Genomic DNA, 18,659 nt, shown 5'->3' with positions numbered 1-18,659 from the left:
TGTGTAAGTTCCCGTTCTGGTAGATTCTTTGGGATTTTATTTATATACTAAATATTTCATTTCAATAAAGTTACTTTAACAAATTCGATTAAAAAATTTATTCTTTTAAAATGGTGCAAAAGTATCTTTAGGACTGTCTGGAACACTCCAACGTTCACGAGCGCCTACACTTTTATTATCATCCACTGAAGATGCTCTGTTGCCAACACTACCATAACTACTTGCACCACCACGCGGAATTTGCATTTGGTCTCCGTAAAGCCATACCACCAAATTACTACGCTGTCCACTAGTTATAGGATGCGTAGCGTGCGGCACATTACCACGATGGAGTATTGCTTTACCTGGTTCAAATACAGTTTGCACAGTTTTTCCTGTTGCTTTATCATAGAAATCAACTTGTGAACCTGTAAATTCTTCATCAGGTAAGTTAATGTTGATATTTAAAGTAGCAGCAGAAGCATCAGTATGCGCATGTAAATCTTTATCCTTGTCAGGATTATACTGAATAGAAAAGCCAAATGTTTGGTTATCATAACCGTAAGTCCCTAATAACAAACGTGCAATCGGACGCATAAAGCGATCCATCATCGTATTGTAAAAATCTTGGAAATTAGGCGCTGCCAAATGACCTTCCGAGCGTGGATCTAGCATAATTCCGTAGCGATTCAATTGAATTCCGTAAGGTGCACGTCTTGGAATTTCTGAATTTACCACATCCTCTAAATAATTACGAAAATCTGTTAAACGCTCAAGATCAAAAAACTGTGCAACATAGACTCCAGGGATTATTTCTTCCCATAAATCTGCAACAGCATTTTCTTTTTCTGGGTTTTCCCAGGCGTCGTTTATCGCTTTTCGCAATTCTGGATCAAGTAAGGTTTCATCAGGAACCAGTAATTTATCTTTATTTTCAATTTCCCATTCTGACCAAGCATCTTCGAGCAGTTTTCGATTACTGTTCCAAAAATGAGAGACAGATGGGTCGCGCTTTAGCGAATCTTCACGAGAAGGTAAGCTAAGGTCACGAGCTTGTGCGAGTGCATTATTATTCATGATTCAATATACTTTTTGTGGCAGTGATTAATTGACTTATTTTCTTATCATCATAAGCATCTGGATGTGCGTTTCCAAAAACACCTTTATCATTATTAAAGTACTTGCCTGAATCATTTTCATGATCTGTAGACATGGCTAAATCATATAAAATTGAAACACCTTTTTCAGCTGGTGACCAGTGTTGCCCATAAGCGTCATTCGCCATTTTAGTATTTAATAATGAGCCTGGATTTACTGCTATGGTTATGATATCTGGATTCGTTTCCGCGAAAGCGAAACTCCACATCGTTAATGCTAGTTTACTTTGAGCATATGCCTCACTAGCATCATGGATACTTTCTCCTGCTAGAGTAGCATCAGAAACATGTGACTGTGCAGCCGAACTTAAATTAACAATACGTGAGTGATTTCCGTTTTGTAATACTGGTAATATCCCATTTGTTAATACATAAGACGCTAAATAGTTAACAACAAACCGAATGTCAAAACCTTTAAATTTACTTGTAGCGGAAGTTTTAAAGATTCCTGCATTATTGATTAAAATATCTAGCTTAGCAATTTTAGCCTTAACGTCTTCTGACATTTGTTTGACAGCTTTAATATCTGAAAAGTCAGCTACAAAACCATCTATGTTTTGATTGCCTGAAGTTTCCTTTATTTCAGAAATAACATGGTTTAATTTTTCTTTGTTTCTTCCATGTACAAAAACTGTATGGCCTTCTTTAGCCAGCTTAATGGCTGTAAGTTTACCTATACCGTCTGTACTTCCTGTGATTAATATAGTCTTACCCATAGTATTCGCTTTATTTTTACTCATGGCTTATTTCCAAGTGACGACTTCTTCTAAAGGTCGTCTTGTTTTAGCATGCGGTGGTTCTGCTTTTCTATAACCAAAAGCTACCATATATGACAATCCGTATTTTTCAGTATCTACACCAAATTTTTCTTTTAATAAAGTATTTGCTTTATCTTCATGAAAACCCTCTATAGGACAACTATCAATTCCATTTAAAGCAGCAGAAGTCATCATATTTGCAAGGGCTATATAAGTTTGTTTAGAGGCCCAATCAAACAATTTTTTATCCGAGTCTAAATTAAAATCACGTTCTTGAAACTCTCTGTAGAACTTAGAATACATTTCTATAACATCCTCTGGAAAATATTTTACATCTTTCATCATATGCATAATGTAATCCGAATCCCATTTGGTCATTGGTGCTTTCATACTTAAACCCAAGATAAAATGACTTGCAGTATCTAACTTTAAAGGTGCTCCCCAAGCCACAGGCTTAAGTAACTCTCTTAATTCTTTATCTTGAACTACGATAAAGTGCCATGGCTCAAAGCCAAAAGAACTTGGTGATAGATTTGCTGTTTTTAGAATAAAATTGATATCATCATCTGCTAATTGGCGCGTAGAATCGAACTCTTTTGTAGCATGTCTGTATTGAAATGCATTTAAAATATCTTTCTTTGAAATGTTTGGTTTACTCATATTATTACATTTATTTTATATACTATACTTTTTATAGTAGCAAAACTAAGTATAGTTTTTTATATTTGCAATAACGGTCAAAAATGATAGTATGAAAATTGAGCAAAAAACATACTCATATAACGGAAAAGAATATCCATGTTGTGCTAGTCTCACTATGGGTGTCATTGGTGGAAAATGGAAAACCGTAATTCTTTTTCACTTAATAGATGGTAAATTACGTTATAATGAGTTGAGAAAACTAGTGCCTAGTGTAACAGAAAGAACATTAAGTTTACAACTAAAAAAGCTTGAAGATGATAAAATTATTCAGCGCAAAGTTTATACTAAGAAGCCACCACTAAAAGTAGAATATAAATTAACTAAGTTGGGCGAATCTTTAATCCCACTAATTCTGTCCATTGCAGAATGGGGAAATTCTATTTCTTGAATTTTTAAGCCGCATTAATCGTACATTCTACACATTGCCCTGATAGTAATACATTGGCTGACATTATATTTCGATCATTTACGTTTGGTATCGTAATATTAATCTCTAGACATTCTACTTTTCCGCAATCTTTACATTCAAAATGTGGATGTATATCGTTATGATAATGCGCTGTACATTCATGGCATTTGGCGTACCATCTTAATCCATTACTTCCTGTAAACGCATGAATTGTACCTTCGTTTTCTAAACGCTCAAGAATACGATAAACTGTGGTTTTGTTCATCTGTGTTTTTAATTGATCCACTAAATCTACCACAGAAATAGCATCTGAAATACTTTCAAAAATTGAAATAATTATTGATACCGCCTTTGTCTTTCTTTTTACACTCATAAAACAAATTTACTGCAACTATGTTGCATTGTCAAATTTTATATTATTTTTGCAACTCAGTTGCATTTAAATTTATGATTACAAAATATTTTCAAAAGAAGAATTCAGATTCAATTGGCGCAATGGCTAGTAGTCTTTGCCTTATTCATTGCGCGGCTACGCCATTCATATTTATTGCTCAGACCTGCTCTGCTGCATGTTGCGAAAGTGCTCCTATATGGTGGACTACAATAGACTATATCTTTCTTGCAGTTTCCTTTTTTGCAGTGTATTGGTCTTCTAATCAAAGCTCTAAGCAGTGGATTAAATATGGTTTGTGGTTTAATTGGATACTTCTATGTTTATTAATTTTCAATGAAAAAATTGAATTCTCACCTGTACCAGAAGGCATACTCTATTTACCGGCTATTGCATTATTTGTTTTACATCTATACAATCAAAAACACTGTAGATGTAACAATTCGCAATATTGTGTGTCTAAAAAATAAAGTTGATGCTATACAATAGTTTGGGAAAAATATAACAAGACAAGACTTAATAATCAATTTCAAAATTTATTGATTGTTAATGAAAATATCAATCGCTTAATTGTGTTAAGTTAAGTGATTTGTTTGAAAAAGCTCATCAGAAATGATGAGCTTTGGATTTATTATAGAACATTAGCTTATTTAATTTTAATCGAACACACGACCATAATAATTTAAATCAACGATTTCTCCTTTTGTTGTTTTATAGTCTCTTCTAATAGTTCCTTCTAGCTCAAAACCATTTTTTATAATTACAGCAATACTCCCTTTATTTCTTTTATTAGCTCTGCATAATAATTTGATAAATCTGTTTTCTTCAACAATATAATCTATCACTAAACTTGTGGCTTTAGTCACAATACCTTTTCCTTCATACCGACTATCTATAAAAGAACCTAATTCTGCTTTAGGTACATTCCAATCTATATTTTTCACATCTACCAATCCAATAAACTTATTAGTATGTGAATCTGTAATCATATATGGAAAATAACTTTTAGCTTTTATTCTATTTTGAATTTCTGCACAATAATCTAAAGTATCATTAAGCGTCTCTGTTTCAGAAACAGTTCCTGCGAAAAAATCTTCTAATCGCTGCCTGTTAGAATCTATTAAATTAAAAAACAAAACTCCATCGTTTTTATCTAATAGAGAAATTTTATAATTATTGAATATAATTTTCATTTTTAAGAAGATTAAATTTTAGACTGAAATGTATAAAGATCATAATAACGTCCTTTAGTTGCTAATAACTCATCGTGCGTGCCTCTTTCCATTATTTGACCCGCTTCTATAACCAATATTTGATCTGCTCGTTTTATTGTACTTAATCTATGAGCGATAACTATTGTTGTTCTGTTATTTGTTAATTCTGATAGACTTTTTTGAATTAAAGCTTCACTTTCTGTATCTAAGTTAGAAGTTGCTTCGTCTAAAATAATAATCTTAGGGTCGGCTAAAATTGCTCTTGCTATAGCTATACGCTGTCGCTGTCCTCCAGATAGTTTTACCCCTCTTTCACCTATTAAAGTTTCTATACCATCATCAAAACGATCCGTAAATTCATTAACATAAGCTGCTTTTACAGCATTCTGTAATTGCGCTTCAGTAGCATTTGGTCTAGGAAACATTATATTTTCTCTAATGGTGCCTTCAAACAAAAATTCATCTTGTAAAACCACACCAAGGTGCTGTCTAAAACTACTGAGTTTTACCTTTGATAAATCTTGATTATCTATAGTTATTATGCCAGAATCTGGATTTAAAAATGTAGCTGATAATCCAGCAATAGTAGATTTACCAGAACCAGAACTACCAACCAATGCAATAACAGAACCCGAAGGAGCATCAAAATCTATATTGTGTAAAACAGGTTTTCCTTCTTCGTAAGCAAAGGATACATTATTAAACTTTATATCTCCTTTTATAGTTTCAAGCTGAATCGTTCGATCTTCTTGCTCATCTTCAGCTGCCAGATTCATGAGTTCTTCTGTACGATCTAATCCGGCTAAAGCTTCAGTTAGTTGACTTCCGATATTACTCATCTGAACTATTGGAGCTACCATAAATGCTAATAAAAATGTGAATTGTAGAAAGTCGCCTGGTGTTATTTCACCTTTAATCATATAGTGACCGCCAATTCCCATGATTCCGGTTGTTGCCAAACCAATCAAAAATGTTGACGAACTCGTCATTATAGCTGTTGCTGTTAAACTCTTTTTTACGTTTTGAAAAATATTATCTACACCTTTTTCAAAAACTGTATTTTCTTGTTCTTCTGCATTAAAGGCTTTAATAACTCTAACTCCAGCTAAGGTTTCATTTAATCTTCCTTTTACCTCAGCATTAATTTTTCCTCTTGCTCTAAAAATGGGACGAATATATTTAAAGGCTCTTAACGCTATAAACGCAAAAATAGATAATGGTATGAATGTAAAAAGTGTCATCCATACATTCATTTTTAATAGAATTACTAAAGTTACAATTGCTGTAAATGAACCTCCAACCAATTGCACTAAACCTGTTCCAATTAAATTTCTAACACCTTCTACATCTGTCATTATGCGAGAAACTAAGGCTCCTGATTTAGTATTATCAAAGAAACTAATAGGCAATGACAATACCTTTTTTTGAACTTGCGCTCTTAACTCACTAATTAAATATTGAGCTTGTATACTCAATACTTTAGTTAGCATAAAGGATGTAATTGCTTGTATGGATATGGCTCCAATAACAATACCTATTAACTGATATAACGTATTATAATCTTTATTTGGAACAACATCATCCAATAGGACTTTACTTTCAAGTGGTAATACAAATCCCGATAGGCTTCTAATAACTATAAGTAGTAAACCTAAAAATACCAAATTACGTCTTGGCCAAATAATCGTTTTAAAAGCTGTTTTTAAAGTTACTTTTGGTTTATCCGTTTTAGATGTTTCTTTTAAATGCTGCATTTAATGTAATGTTTTATAAATATAAAATGTTGAGAAAAAGATTACTGATCTAACAAGCGTCTATGATAATTAATTTGTCCTAGATGATAGGCCAAATGCATTATTAGGTGTATTAAAAAATATTCAGTGGTTGTTGGCTCTTTAAAAACGCGATACTTATACTCTTTTTTCAAATCTTTAACCGTTAAATTCTTTAATGTCTCCTCTAAAACGTTAATCGTTTTATCAATTTGTTCTATCAATTGAGATCTCTGTACATCTTTTACAGAAAACTCTAAATCACGCTGACGTATATAACCCGTATTACCTAATCCTGCCCCAATGAAGTGATTTAGATTACCAATAAGATGAAGTACTAAATTACCAGAAGAATTAGATACTAAGCCATCTGTTTTCCAAAGGTTGGATTCGTTTTTATATGCACTGATTTCTTCTTTTAACTTATTTAAATCTCGCGTAAATAATGCAATTACTGTGTCTATTATCATAGGATGTCTGTTTTTATAGATAAATCTGATATTACTAGAATCTCTAATCAAAAGTAGGCAATAATTGACTTACTTTTGAGCCATGCAAAATCAAAAACGATCTCAATTTGAGTTTGTAGTCTTAATGGCTGCCTTAATGTCTATAGTAGCTTTAACAATTGATGCAGTATTACCAGCACTTCCTTTGATTGGTGATTATTTAAGTGTTAACGATACAGCAGATAATCCTAAATTAATAACTTCAATATTTTTGGGCCTAGGTTTTGGACAACTTGTTTTTGGCCCATTATCTGATAGCTTTGGAAGAAAACCAATAGTCTATGCTGGTTTTATTTTATTTGTAATTGCATCAATCATTTGCATAACAACCAAAAACTTTGAGATGATGCTATTGGGACGCGTGTTGCAGGGCGCAGGTTTAGCAGCACCACGAACAATGAGTATTGCTATGATTAGAGATTCATACGATGGTGATTATATGGCTAAAATTATATCGATTGTAGTCATGGTTTTTATTTTAGTTCCGGTTATAGCGCCTTCATTAGGGCAGTTTCTAATGAACCAATATAATTGGAAATTTATATTCACCTTTACATTAGTTTTTGGTATTTTAGTTATGATTTGGTTTTGGCTTAGACAACCAGAAACTTTAAAAGACAAATATCGAATTCCTTACCGTTTATCTATTTTTAAAACAGGAACTATTCAGTTTTTTAAAATTAAGTCTGCAGTAATTTATACGCTACTATCTGGGTTTATTACAGGTTCTTTCATGGTATATCTAAGTACTTCTCAACAAATTTTTGAAAAGCAATACGGTTTAGCTGAAGAATTTCCGCTCATCTTTGCAAGTTTAGCTATTTCTGTTGGTTTAGCAACTTTTATGAATAGTCAGTTAGTTGTTAAATATGGTATGAAACGTATTGTACATCTATCAATGGTTAGTTTTATATTAATTTCAATTGTTTTTATAGTACTATTTTATTCAAAAAATAATCCTACTATAGAAGTCCTAATTACTTTTTTTGCACTTCAATTTTTTACTATTGGATTTTTATTTGGCAACCTTAGAGCATTAGCCATGCAACCAATGGGACATATTGCTGGTATTGGCTCTGCATTAAATGGATTTATTTCTACTGTTATGGCTGTACCTATAGCTAATTATATAGGAGGTTTTGTGGTAGATTCAGTCACTCCTCTTTTTATAGGTTTTATGATTTGTGGGCTTATTTCATTAACCCTATTCTATACAACATATAATCCCTTTTTAAAGAAATCTAATATTGACTAGAAAATTTCTAAACTACCTTTTCCTTCTCTTATAATTTCAGGCGGATTTTCAGATAAATCAATTATTGTAGAAGCCTCATTGCCTCCATACCCACCATCAATTACAATATCCACAAGATTACCCCATTTTTCGAGTATCAATTCTGGATCGGTAGTATATTCTAAAACATCATCATCGTCTCGTATAGATGTAGATACTATTGGGTTTCCTAATGCTGACACCAAAGCCAAAGCAATTGAGTTATCTGGTACCCGTATTCCAACAGTTTTACGCTTTTTAAATGGGTTAGGAAGATTTTTAGAACCAGGAAGAATAAAAGTATAAGCGCCAGGAAGTGCACGTTTTAATATCTTAAACGTTGTTGTATCGATTTGTTTAACATAATCACTTAGATTACTCAAATCTTGGCAAACAAAAGAAAAGTTAGACTTCTCTAATTTAACACCTTTAATTCTTGCAATCTTTTCGAGAGCTTTAATGTTCGTAATATCGCAGCCTAATCCATAAACCGTATCAGTCGGATAGATTACCAATCCACCTCTTTTTAGCACAGATATAATTTTCTGTATTGCCCTCGGATTGGGATTCTCGGGATAAATTTTAATAAACTCGGCCATCAGTGTAAATTGAATATACAAAGTAACCAAATTTAAAATAGTTAAAAAACTAATCTCAATTAAAAACTCAATAGCTAAGAAATCGTTGTTTAATTAGAAACGGTTACCACCACCTGGAGGGCCTCCCTGTCTACCATTTCTATTGCCGCTATTCTGATTTTGCGATTGAGATGCTTCCTTCTTAGGTGCATTATCCTTTTTTAGTTTGGTTTGGTATTTAATCCACTTCTTAAATTGCTTATCGTTTAATACGGCTTCTAATTCAGTATTCAGATGCTCTTCTGCTTTCAATACCTTTGTTTGGACGACTTTAATTTTCTCTCTACTCAATTTCATGTAGTTTCGTATTGGATCTTCATCATCTTCGCTATGCCTTCGCCTAGTATCATTACTAGATCTGTTTTGCTCATTCGCCATGCGACCTCCTGTCCTATTGCCTCTTGTTTGACGCTTTATGCGCATCGCATTCATAAAGACATTAATACTATCAAAATTTTCAGTGTTTAATAATGTAAGCTCATCCATTCTCATATTGTATGCTGAAATTGCTCTAATTACCTTTAATTCTAGTTTATCGTCATTTTTAATTCTAATTTTTTTGATGGCTTCATTTTCGTTGAATGAAAAAATACCTGCAGCCTTAATTGCAGAAAACTCTGGTATTTTATTTTGTTGTTGCGGATTGTTCATCTGACCACCAGAACGACCACCACCATTTCTTTGCCCACCACCACCTGGCTGCGAAAATGACAAATTAAATGTAACTACAAATATAACAGCTATAAGATATTTCATTGTTGTAAGTTTATAAGTCTAATATTTTAGATACTTTTTTAACAAAAAACTCTCGCGTAAAATGAATAAATTTTAAAAAATGCAAAATCAAGTAGTTACATTACTCACATATTAGAGAAGACATCAGTTTGTGCTGCTAAAGCATTTTTAATAAATAGAACAAAATTTTAAAAGAAACTACACCCATTAAATAATTTGAAAGATGAATATATTTATTTGGTCTTTTATAGAAAAATGAATAATTACTGACGCATAATTGTCAGTTTTGCAAAACGTAACAATAACTTTTTTGTATCGCCTTTCTGAAATTTAATTTCAGCTTTAGCATCACCACCTTTTCCTTCAATTTTAATAACCTCACCTCTACCAAAACGTTGATGGTTTACCATGTTACCTACCTCTAATTTACTTTCAAAACCTTCTGAACTCTCTTCAGAGTCAGCGACTGGTTTCATTTTTTTAGGAGTACTTATTTTAAAATTTTCAGGTTTCTTTTTAGCCACTTTTTTCTGAAATTTAGGTGATTTTGGTTTTGCAAATCTAACTTTATTTGGTTCTATATCTCCAAATATAGAAGCATCTAACATAGGATTAAAACGTTGTTCTTTAAGTGGTGTGGTTATATTTACAAATTCTGAATCGATTTCTTCAATAAATCGACTTGGCTCTGCATCTATTAATTTACCCCAACGATAACGCGATAATGTATATGTTAAATACGCTTGTTTTTCAGCTCGTGTCAAAGCTACGTAAAATAAACGTCTTTCTTCTTCTAGTTCACTTCTAGTATTCATACTCATGGCACTTGGAAATAAATCTTCTTCCATGCCAACAATAAATACATGACCAAATTCTAATCCTTTAGCAAGGTGAATGGTCATTAAAGCAACGTGGTCTGGATCGCCTTTGTCTGCATCTAAATCTGTGGCCAATGCAACATCTTCTAAAAACTCGGCTAATGAATCGCCTGCATCTGCTAATTCAATTTGCCCTTCTACAAAATCTTTGATACCATTTAATAATTCTTGAACATTATCCATTCGAGTTACACCTTCAGGTGTTCCATCTTTATTTAATTCTCGAATTAACCCACTAGTTTTGGTAACATGTTCAGCCAAATCAAATGCATTAGCGGTTTGATTCATCACTTTATAGCTTTCGATTAATGTTACAAAATCTCTCAGCTTATTTTTAGTGCCATTATTTATATTTATAGAAACAGTATCTATCTCTTTTATTAAATCATATATAGTTTTCCCTGTTGCATTCGCAGCTACAATTAACCGATCTATTGTTGTTTGACCAATGCCTCTTGCTGGGTAATTAATAACACGTTTTAACGCCTCCTCGTCTGCAGAATTAAGAATTAAACGAAGGTAACCAGTAACATCTTTAATTTCCTTTCGCTGATAAAATGATAATCCACCATAAATTCTGTAAGGTATATCGCGTTTTCGAAATGCATCTTCAATAGCACGAGACTGCGCATTTGTTCTGTATAAGACTGCAAAGTCACTATTGGGCAAATGCTGATTCATTTTAGTCTCCCAAATGGTACTTGCCACATAACGCCCTTCGTCACCATCTGTCATTGAGCGATGGACAATCACCTTTTCTCCAATGTCATTTGCTGTCCAAACAATTTTGTCGAGCTTTGTCTTATTATGCTCAATCACAGAATTAGCAGCACCAACAATATTCTTTGTAGAACGGTAATTTTGCTCTAAACGATACATTTTCACACCGTCATAATCTTTCTGAAAGTTGAGAATATTATTAATATTAGCACCACGAAAGGCATATATACTTTGCGCATCGTCACCTACTACACATATATTTTGAAAACGATCTGCAAGTGCTCTTACAATAAGATATTGAGAGTGATTGGTATCTTGGTACTCATCTACCAATATATATCTAAACTTATTCTGATACTGAGCCAATACATTAGGAAAACGTGTTAACAACTCATTAGTTCTAAGTAGTAAATCATCAAAATCCATAGCTCCTGCCTTAAAACAACGATCTACATAAGCAGCATAGATTTCTCCCATTTTTGGACGTCTAGCCATGGCATCCGCCTCCATTAACTCTGGGTTCTTAAAATAGGCCTTAACCGTAACTAAATTATTCTTATAAGATGATATTCTACTATACACTTGTTTTGTCTTATAGATATCTTTATCTAATCCCATTTCTTTAATAATGGAACCCATAAGCTTTTGCGAATCTTGCGTATCATATATAGTGAAGTTACTTGGAAATCCTAGATGATGCCCTTCAAACCGAAGAATCTTAGCAAAAACTGAATGAAATGTTCCCATCCATAGGTTTTTTGCCTCACCATCTCCAACAATATCAGCAATTCTGCCTTTCATCTCTTTGGCAGCCTTATTAGTAAAGGTTAAAGCCAAAATATTAAAGGCATCTATGCCTTTACTCATTAAATACGCAATCCGATAAGTGAGTACGCGAGTTTTACCAGAACCGGCTCCTGCTATGATAATCATAGGACCGTTAACCTGTAAAGTAGGTTCTAATTGCGCGCTATTAAGTTGACTGAGATACTTTTTCAAGGACTAAAATTTTCGAACTGTGAAATTAACAATTGTCATAGGTTTAACAATACACAAATAGTATTAATTATAAACAAAATATTAAGAGTTCTGTTTTATGAAATTTCAATATCTTAGTGCAAATTTAAATTTCATGAAGACCTTTTTAGCGTTATTATTCTTTACTTGTTCCTTATCATATGCTCAAAGCACTATTAATGAAGATATTACTAATATCGAAGACAAGTTAATAGAATGGAGACGTCATTTTCATCAAAATCCTGAACTATCTAATCAAGAATTTAAAACAGCTGAGAAAATAGCAGAACATTTAAAATCTCTAGGTTTAGAAGTAAAAACAGGTGTAGCTATCACAGGAGTTGTTGGCTTATTAAAAGGCGACCAACCAGGAAAAGTTGTAGCACTAAGAGCAGATATTGATGCTTTACCTGTAACAGAACGTAATGATTTACCATTTAAGTCCGAAGTAAAAACAACATTCTTGGGAACAGAAACGGGAGTAATGCATGCTTGTGGACATGATACACATACAGCCATTTTAATGGCTACCGCTGAAGTATTATCCAAACATAAGGATAAAATAAAAGGGACTATAAAATTCATCTTTCAACCTGCGGAAGAAGGACCTCCTCCCGGTGAAGAAGGTGGTGCTAAGTTAATGATAAAGGAAGGAGTCTTAGAAAACCCTAAGGTTGACGTTATTTTTGGTTTACATATTAATGCAGGTACACCAGTTGGAACTTTAAAATATAAAAAAGGAGGAATTATGGCTTCTGTTGAACGCTTTGTAATTGACGTAAAAGGCAAACAAACACATGGCTCCCAACCTTGGTCTGGCGTAGATCCTATTATGATATCTGCGAAGATTATTGATGGTTTACAAACTATTATTAGCCGAGAAGCTAAATTAACAGATGAAGCAGCAGTTATTACAGTTGGTAAAATAACAGCTGGCACACGTTTTAATATAATCCCAGAAACTGCCCAATTAATAGGTACTGTAAGAACTTTAGATCCTGCAATGCGCTCAATGATAGAAAGACGTATGAAAGAAATGACAGAAACTATAGCTAAAGCCTATGGAGGTGAAGCCACTATCGCATTTAGAAATCAGACGTCTATAACTTATAATGACCCAGACTTGACAGACAAAATGTTACCATCATTACAAAATGTAGCTGGCACAGAAAATGTTAAGCTTATGAAAGCTACCACTGGTGGAGAAGATTTTTCTTATTTTCAAGAAGTTGTACCAGGTATATATTTCTTCCTGGGTGGTATGACGCCTTCTGAAGAACCAAAAGGAGCTTTTCCGCACCACACACCAGACTTTATAATCGACGAAAGTGGCATGCTACTTGGTGTTAAAGCATTTACTAAACTTACACTAGACTATCTAAATAATTAATTTATGGAGTCCGTTATAGATTTACTAAGCTCTGTCTCATGGTGGCTTTGGATTATTATTATTTTAGCTATAGTTGCAATACGCGATATTGTTCAACGAAGACATACAATTAGCCACAATTATCCTGTAGTGGGTCATCTTCGCTATTTATTTGAAAGCATTGGCCCTGAAATTCGTCAATACTTTATAGCAAGTAATAGAGAAGAATTGCCTTTTAATCGCATAGAACGTGGTTGGATTTATGCATCTGCAAAAAGCGAAAACAACTATGAAGGGTTTGGTACAGATAGAGATATATATGCGCACCAACACATATTCATTAATAACGCCATGATTCCCTATAAAGTAACAGAGAATCATGTGAATGCAAAAGACAAATACTTTTTGCCATGTGCCAAAATAATTGGAGCTCATAGCAAACGAAAAAGACCTTATCGCCCTGCATCTATCATTAATGTTTCTGCAATGAGTTATGGCTCATTATCAGCTAGAGCTATAGACTCATTAAATAAAGGTTGTAAGATCGCTGGAGCATATCATAACACGGGAGAAGGTGGCTTATCACCTTACCACAGTAATGGTAGCGATGTCGTATTCCATTTCGGAACAGGCTACTTTGGCGTTCGGACTGAAGATGGTAATTTTTCAATGGAAAAGATGAAAAAATTAGTGGATGACAACCCTTTCATTCGCGCTATAGAATTAAAACTTTCACAAGGCGCTAAACCTGGCAAAGGCGGAGTATTACCTGGTGCTAAAATAACAAAAGAGATCGCAGATATTAGAGGTGTTGAAGTTGGTAAAGATGTACTATCGCCTCCAACGCATAAGGCATTTTCTACGCTACCAGAAATGGTTGATTTTATTGAGGCTATTGCTGAAGAAACAGGTTTGCCTGTTGGTATAAAAGCTGCAATTGGTAAACTAGATCAGTGGGAAGAATTAACTGACATTATGAAAAACACCGGAAAAGGACCAGATTTTATAACCGTGGATGGTGGTGAAGGTGGAACAGGTGCTGCGCCTCCGAGTTTTGCTGACCATGTAAGCTTACCATGGGTATATGGGTTTGGTGATTTATATAAGCTATTTCAGAGAAAAGGGTTAGAAAAACAAATAGTCTTCATTGGTAGTGGCAAACTAGGGTTTCCTGGTAAAGCAGCAATGGCTTTTTCTATGGGAGTAGATATTATTAATGTTGCAAGAGAAGCTATGATGAGTATTGGCTGTATTCAAGCTAAAATATGCCATACTAATAAATGTCCTAGCGGAGTAGCTACACAAAGTCAATGGCTACAACGTGGTATAGATGTACCCTTAAAATCCGAACGTGCCGGACAATATTTTAAAACCTTTAGAAAAGAATTTTTAGAAATTACACATGCGGCCGGATATGAGCATCCTTGCCAGTTTAAAATGACAGATATAGAGGTTAATGTAGACGACCACAATCTATCTGCCGAATTAGATAGAACATATGGCTATCAAAAAACAACAGTGCCATTTAAAGGTATGCAATCATTAAAAGATTGTGAGCATTTGGGTGGTTATAAAGCACAAAATAAAGCCTAATTAAATAAATCTAAGAATACTTTTTTGTTCGCTTTAGAGATAGGTACGCGTTCTTCATTTTCAAGAACAACATAGCCTTCATTTTCAAAGGCTCTAACCTTATCTAGGTTAATGATATGCGATTTGTGGCATTTAAAAAAAGTACAACCTAATAGTTTTTTAAATTTTCCTAAGTTATATGAGCTTATTAGGGTTGTGTTATCAAACAAATGAATTTTGGTATAACCTTCATAACCTTCTAAATGAAATACTTCTTCTTGTGGTATAAAAGACAAGCCTTTAGTTGTAGGTACAATAAGTTTATTTGTTTTTGAAATAGATGCAGTTAAGAGACTTAAAAGCTTTGTGTTGTTTTCACTTATATGTTTGTCTTCAATAACTTTTAGAGCTTTATCTATAGCAATTTTGAGATCATCATCATCAATAGGTTTTAAAACATAATCTATGGCAGATTTTTTAAACGCTTGCAACGCATATTCATTATAGGCTGTAACAAAAATGACTTGAAAGTTGATTTCTTTTAGGCTAGAGAGCAATTCAAAACCATTAATTCTAGGCATTTCTATATCTAAAAACACAATATCTGACTGCTCTGTCTCTAACTTTTTTATTGCTGCTTCAGGCTTTTGAAACGTATCTAACACTTCAATATCTGGAAATAGTTTATTTATCTTTTGCTGAAGTCCTTTTAAGTTAGATATTTCATCATCAATTAATATGGCTGATATATTTTTCATGCTAATTTCTTAATTATAAATGTTGAAATATTTCCTTTATCATCTGCATTAGGATATGCTTCCGTTTCTGAATAATCAATCTTCCATTTTCCTGACTGATTTAAAAAATGCAATCTGTCCTTTAGAACATGTGACGATTTTATTTTATCTTTAGTAGACTTAACTGTATTAGCAAAGCCTACTCCATCATCAATAACTTCTGCTTTAATGCTGTTTTTAAATTTGCTAAAAATAACTGTAACACTGCCATTGTCTTCCTTATTAAATACTCCATGATTAACTGCATTCTCTACAATTGGCTGCAATAACATGGTAGGAATCATAAGTGAATTAGCATCCATAGCCTCATTGATTTCAATATTGAATGAGAGCTTTTCTTTAAATCGCAACTTTTCAATTTCTAAATAATTAGTAAGCAAATTTGCTTCATCATTAATGGTAATGTCATTAGCTTTAGACAGTTCGAAAAACTGACGAATAAGCTTAGAAAATTTTACTAAGTAGCGTTCTGAACCTTCTATATCATTGCTGTTTATATAGTATTGAATCGCAGACAAAGAATTAAAAACAAAATGCGGATTCATTTGAGATCGTAGCGCATTAAGCTGTAATTCTGAAAGCCGTTTGTCTTCAAATATTTTTTGATTCCTTTTAAATTCAGATTGTTTGGCAAAGTAACGCGAAGCTACAGCCACCAAAGTTACAGCACATAAAATAGCAAATAGTTTAAACCAAAGCGTTTGCCACCATAAGGGTTTAATGCTAATTGGAAGAGTAATAACACTTTCATTTTCATCATCAAAAACCTTCATTTTAAGATTATAATCATTAGGTTCTAAATTGCTTAGGTTTATTTCTCCAGCGGTTGTTGTCACCCAATTATCCTGAATTGGATATAGTTGATATTCAAAATGTGTCTGGGAAGCATTAGCATAATTGATAGCACCAAAATCGATATTAAGATTTCTATTCTTATCATAAGGTAACTCAAGACTATCTTTTGAAACTGATTTTCCATTAATTTTCACAGACTTTATATACGTCGAAAATTTAGAACTATCTGTAATGTCCTCAATATTTATAACCATAAGACCATCATCTGTCGCTAAGTGCAAATGGTTATTCTTTAATGCTATATCTTTTAAGTCATCTACTAATAATCCATTTATTTCTCTATAATTTTGCTTTACATATCGACCATCTTCTAAAAGCTTATAATGCGTTAACACATTATCGGCTACACACCAAATAGACGATTTATCTTCAATTAATATGTTACTTATTGATGCATTATCATCACTTAAAACAGGAGTTACAATACCGTCTTTAAATTCGTAGAGAGCCTTACCCTCTATAGCTACGTAGGTTTTATTATTATAAGTAGCACTTGTTAAAAATCTACTCTTAAATTCAATAGCCTTATAATCACTAAATTGTCTTAACCCTTCATCATAATATACAAGACGCTTATTATCTGTAGAAAAAAGTGTGTCATTTTGAACAAAAATCCCTGAATAATTACGGTCATCAAAAACCCTTGAAGAACCAGACTCATCTATGCTATATTCATAAATACTTAAAAAGCCTTCAGAAACTAAATTCGATTTATAATTAACAAATCGTTTTCCAAAATTATTTGACTCGCTTCGCTTAATATGTTTAAAATCACCTTCTTCTTCAATATAAATATCAGACTCTAAAACATATATAATACGATCTTTAATTTTTACAACATCATAGGTGTATTTGGAATAAGGTATCTGTAACTCTAAAATAGTATCTGTAACCTTATAAACACCTTCTCCTATTACACCGACATACATAACACCGTCTATATTATTTATACTAGACAACCGCTTACCTTCAAAAAGCCGATTAATTTTATCGTAATTTTTAGGAAGTTTATAAATGCCATTTGTAAAGGTTGCCACCCAAATCCAACCCTCTTTATCCTTAAAACTAAAATGAGACTTAAGTGAAGACGGAATCTTGTAGTGTTTAGACCAATTTAGGTTTTTATCTAAAACGATAAGATTGTTATTTCCTGTAACTTGAATCCCATTGCTAACCAAATGAAACCTAGCATTTTTCAACGCTCTATAAAAGCCATTTTGATTTTTATAAACTATGTATTTAGACGCAAAGGTTTTTAGGTTTATCAATTCGTAAAATTCATCATTTCTTAAAACATATAAAGAATCATTAAGTTGGTAATTCATTGCTTGTCTTACCATATATCCTTTAGATTGAAAAACGATTTCGTTACTATCTATTTTGAGTTGCAATTTTGCATCTGGGCCCAGAATAACTCGTAAACCTTTATATTGAAGCTTAAAGTTGGTAATATCCATCGGGATTTCCTGCCAGACATTCTTTTTAAATTGATGTTTATATTTAGCTTCATTTAACTCAATAGAATTTCCAGACTGATTGATTCGCATTGGCATCATAACCTTGCCTCCACTTGTTTTATAAGAATGTACACTATCAGTTTGTATATAACCAAGTGCATCGATCTCTGAGAAATACCATACTTTATTATCTGGTGTGATTCTTACATTCCAAATATCGTTGGTTGGTAAGCCTTCTTTTATCGTGAAGTTTTTAAAGGTATAACCATCAAATTTACTGATACCCTTATCTGTAATTACCCAAATAAAGCCATCTTGGTCTTGTGTTATACGATACACTAAGTTACTTGGCAAACCATCTTTAGTGGTATAATTGGTATAGTTTTGAGAAAATGAAAAATTCCATATCAAAAACAAGACTATTGTTGAGATATGGAATTTTACGTTATTCAAATTA

Annotated in this window: 17 protein-coding genes; 5 read left to right on the top strand and 12 right to left on the bottom strand. The window is 32.9% G+C overall.

The window, feature by feature from the left end:
- Positions 1 to 105: 105 nt before the first annotated feature.
- Genes ACFWU4_RS10365 through ACFWU4_RS10355 form a run of 3 tightly spaced genes read right to left on the bottom strand, consistent with a single transcriptional unit; the run spans position 106 to position 2,554 of the window.
- Complete coding sequence (locus ACFWU4_RS10365; RefSeq protein ID WP_411127544.1) at positions 106 to 1,056, bottom strand: 2OG-Fe(II) oxygenase; 951 nt, start codon at positions 1,054 to 1,056, stop codon at positions 106 to 108.
- Entirely contained in the window at positions 1,049 to 1,876 is an 828-nt protein-coding gene (locus tag ACFWU4_RS10360; RefSeq protein ID WP_411127542.1) for an SDR family NAD(P)-dependent oxidoreductase, read from the bottom strand. The genes ACFWU4_RS10365 and ACFWU4_RS10360 overlap by 8 nt, the downstream gene beginning before the upstream one ends.
- Before the next feature lie 3 nt (positions 1,877 to 1,879).
- Positions 1,880 to 2,554 (bottom strand): NAD(P)H-dependent oxidoreductase, encoded by a 675-nt coding sequence (locus ACFWU4_RS10355; protein ID WP_411127540.1) that lies wholly within the window; start codon positions 2,552 to 2,554, stop codon positions 1,880 to 1,882.
- 91 nt (positions 2,555 to 2,645) lie between these two features.
- On the opposite strand from ACFWU4_RS10355, the gene ACFWU4_RS10350 reads away from it, so the two are divergent.
- On the top strand, positions 2,646 to 2,984 hold the full coding sequence (locus tag ACFWU4_RS10350) for a winged helix-turn-helix transcriptional regulator (RefSeq protein ID WP_411127538.1): 339 nt from the start codon (positions 2,646 to 2,648) through the stop codon (positions 2,982 to 2,984).
- Positions 2,985 to 2,988: 4 nt separating this feature from the next.
- Here ACFWU4_RS10350 and ACFWU4_RS10345 read toward each other — a convergent pair whose 3' ends face one another.
- A complete protein-coding gene (locus ACFWU4_RS10345) occupies positions 2,989 to 3,378 on the bottom strand; it encodes a Fur family transcriptional regulator (protein ID WP_411127536.1) in 390 nt (129 codons plus the stop codon).
- A gap of 74 nt (positions 3,379 to 3,452) precedes the next feature.
- Between ACFWU4_RS10345 and ACFWU4_RS10340 the strand changes: the two genes are divergently transcribed.
- Complete coding sequence (locus ACFWU4_RS10340; RefSeq protein WP_411127534.1) at positions 3,453 to 3,866, top strand: MerC domain-containing protein; 414 nt, start codon at positions 3,453 to 3,455, stop codon at positions 3,864 to 3,866.
- Positions 3,867 to 4,052: 186 nt separating this feature from the next.
- On the opposite strand, the gene ACFWU4_RS10335 is transcribed toward ACFWU4_RS10340, so the two are convergent.
- From ACFWU4_RS10335 to ACFWU4_RS10325, 3 genes are read right to left on the bottom strand one after another with little or no spacing between them, the layout of a single operon-like run.
- The gene (locus tag ACFWU4_RS10335) at positions 4,053 to 4,589 is read right to left on the bottom strand and encodes a GNAT family N-acetyltransferase (RefSeq protein WP_411127532.1); all 537 of its coding nucleotides are present in this window, start codon (positions 4,587 to 4,589) and stop codon (positions 4,053 to 4,055) included.
- An 11-nt stretch (positions 4,590 to 4,600) separates the two neighbouring features.
- Entirely contained in the window at positions 4,601 to 6,364 is a 1,764-nt protein-coding gene (locus ACFWU4_RS10330; RefSeq protein WP_411127530.1) for an ABC transporter ATP-binding protein, read from the bottom strand.
- A 41-nt stretch (positions 6,365 to 6,405) separates the two neighbouring features.
- Positions 6,406 to 6,852, bottom strand: a complete 447-nt coding sequence (locus ACFWU4_RS10325; RefSeq protein ID WP_411127528.1) for a DinB family protein — start codon at positions 6,850 to 6,852, stop codon at positions 6,406 to 6,408.
- Between the two features lie 82 nt (positions 6,853 to 6,934).
- Between ACFWU4_RS10325 and ACFWU4_RS10320 the strand changes: the two genes are divergently transcribed.
- Positions 6,935 to 8,146 carry a multidrug effflux MFS transporter gene (locus ACFWU4_RS10320; protein ID WP_411127526.1) on the top strand — a complete coding sequence of 404 codons (1,212 nt, stop codon included), beginning with the start codon at positions 6,935 to 6,937 and terminating at the stop codon, positions 8,144 to 8,146.
- On the opposite strand, the gene ACFWU4_RS10315 is transcribed toward ACFWU4_RS10320, so the two are convergent.
- The 3 genes from ACFWU4_RS10315 to ACFWU4_RS10305 form a co-directional block, all read right to left on the bottom strand.
- Positions 8,143 to 8,763, bottom strand: a complete 621-nt coding sequence (locus ACFWU4_RS10315; protein WP_411127844.1) for an L-threonylcarbamoyladenylate synthase — start codon at positions 8,761 to 8,763, stop codon at positions 8,143 to 8,145. The genes ACFWU4_RS10320 and ACFWU4_RS10315 overlap by 4 nt on opposite strands.
- A gap of 93 nt (positions 8,764 to 8,856) precedes the next feature.
- Positions 8,857 to 9,558 (bottom strand): hypothetical protein, encoded by a 702-nt coding sequence (locus ACFWU4_RS10310; RefSeq protein ID WP_411127524.1) that lies wholly within the window; start codon positions 9,556 to 9,558, stop codon positions 8,857 to 8,859.
- 242 nt (positions 9,559 to 9,800) lie between these two features.
- Positions 9,801 to 12,134 (bottom strand): ATP-dependent helicase, encoded by a 2,334-nt coding sequence (locus ACFWU4_RS10305; RefSeq protein WP_411127522.1) that lies wholly within the window; start codon positions 12,132 to 12,134, stop codon positions 9,801 to 9,803.
- 133 nt (positions 12,135 to 12,267) lie between these two features.
- Between ACFWU4_RS10305 and ACFWU4_RS10300 the strand changes: the two genes are divergently transcribed.
- Entirely contained in the window at positions 12,268 to 13,542 is a 1,275-nt protein-coding gene (locus ACFWU4_RS10300) for a M20 family metallopeptidase (protein ID WP_411127520.1), read from the top strand.
- A 3-nt stretch (positions 13,543 to 13,545) separates the two neighbouring features.
- On the top strand, positions 13,546 to 15,114 hold the full coding sequence (locus ACFWU4_RS10295) for an FMN-binding glutamate synthase family protein (RefSeq protein ID WP_411127518.1): 1,569 nt from the start codon (positions 13,546 to 13,548) through the stop codon (positions 15,112 to 15,114).
- Here ACFWU4_RS10295 and ACFWU4_RS10290 read toward each other — a convergent pair.
- Both ACFWU4_RS10290 and ACFWU4_RS10285 read right to left on the bottom strand, forming a co-directional pair.
- Positions 15,111 to 15,851, bottom strand: a complete 741-nt coding sequence (locus ACFWU4_RS10290; protein ID WP_411127516.1) for a LytR/AlgR family response regulator transcription factor — start codon at positions 15,849 to 15,851, stop codon at positions 15,111 to 15,113. The two genes, ACFWU4_RS10295 and ACFWU4_RS10290, sit on opposite strands and share 4 nt — an antisense overlap.
- Entirely contained in the window at positions 15,848 to 18,655 is a 2,808-nt protein-coding gene (locus ACFWU4_RS10285; protein ID WP_411127514.1) for a histidine kinase, read from the bottom strand. Before ACFWU4_RS10285 ends, ACFWU4_RS10290 begins: the two co-directional genes overlap by 4 nt.
- Between the last annotated feature and the right edge of the window lie 4 nt (positions 18,656 to 18,659).

The organism is Winogradskyella sp. PE311 (assembly GCF_046545555.1).
Classification (GTDB): domain Bacteria; phylum Bacteroidota; class Bacteroidia; order Flavobacteriales; family Flavobacteriaceae; genus Winogradskyella.
The sequence above is the reverse complement of the archived record's forward strand: the minus strand, read 5'-3'. Positions and strand labels throughout refer to the sequence as shown.

What these genes read in the sequence shown, in the direction of transcription:
- ACFWU4_RS10360 (WP_411127542.1), bottom strand. Translation starts at nt 1,876, where the DNA reads ATGAGTAAAAATAAAGCGAATACTATGGGTAAGACTATATTAATCACA.
- ACFWU4_RS10335 (WP_411127532.1), bottom strand. Translation starts at nt 4,589, where the DNA reads ATGAAAATTATATTCAATAATTATAAAATTTCTCTATTAGATAAAAAC.
- ACFWU4_RS10315 (WP_411127844.1), bottom strand. Translation starts at nt 8,763, where the DNA reads ATGGCCGAGTTTATTAAAATTTATCCCGAGAATCCCAATCCGAGGGCA.
- ACFWU4_RS10320 (WP_411127526.1), top strand. Translation starts at nt 6,935, where the DNA reads ATGCAAAATCAAAAACGATCTCAATTTGAGTTTGTAGTCTTAATGGCT.
- ACFWU4_RS10300 (WP_411127520.1), top strand. Translation starts at nt 12,268, where the DNA reads ATGAAGACCTTTTTAGCGTTATTATTCTTTACTTGTTCCTTATCATAT.
- ACFWU4_RS10310 (WP_411127524.1), bottom strand. Translation starts at nt 9,558, where the DNA reads ATGAAATATCTTATAGCTGTTATATTTGTAGTTACATTTAATTTGTCA.
- ACFWU4_RS10350 (WP_411127538.1), top strand. Translation starts at nt 2,646, where the DNA reads ATGAAAATTGAGCAAAAAACATACTCATATAACGGAAAAGAATATCCA.
- ACFWU4_RS10340 (WP_411127534.1), top strand. Translation starts at nt 3,453, where the DNA reads ATGATTACAAAATATTTTCAAAAGAAGAATTCAGATTCAATTGGCGCA.
- ACFWU4_RS10295 (WP_411127518.1), top strand. Translation starts at nt 13,546, where the DNA reads ATGGAGTCCGTTATAGATTTACTAAGCTCTGTCTCATGGTGGCTTTGG.
- ACFWU4_RS10290 (WP_411127516.1), bottom strand. Translation starts at nt 15,851, where the DNA reads ATGAAAAATATATCAGCCATATTAATTGATGATGAAATATCTAACTTA.
- ACFWU4_RS10365 (WP_411127544.1), bottom strand. Translation starts at nt 1,056, where the DNA reads ATGAATAATAATGCACTCGCACAAGCTCGTGACCTTAGCTTACCTTCT.
- ACFWU4_RS10355 (WP_411127540.1), bottom strand. Translation starts at nt 2,554, where the DNA reads ATGAGTAAACCAAACATTTCAAAGAAAGATATTTTAAATGCATTTCAA.
- ACFWU4_RS10345 (WP_411127536.1), bottom strand. Translation starts at nt 3,378, where the DNA reads ATGAGTGTAAAAAGAAAGACAAAGGCGGTATCAATAATTATTTCAATT.
- ACFWU4_RS10330 (WP_411127530.1), bottom strand. Translation starts at nt 6,364, where the DNA reads ATGCAGCATTTAAAAGAAACATCTAAAACGGATAAACCAAAAGTAACT.
- ACFWU4_RS10325 (WP_411127528.1), bottom strand. Translation starts at nt 6,852, where the DNA reads ATGATAATAGACACAGTAATTGCATTATTTACGCGAGATTTAAATAAG.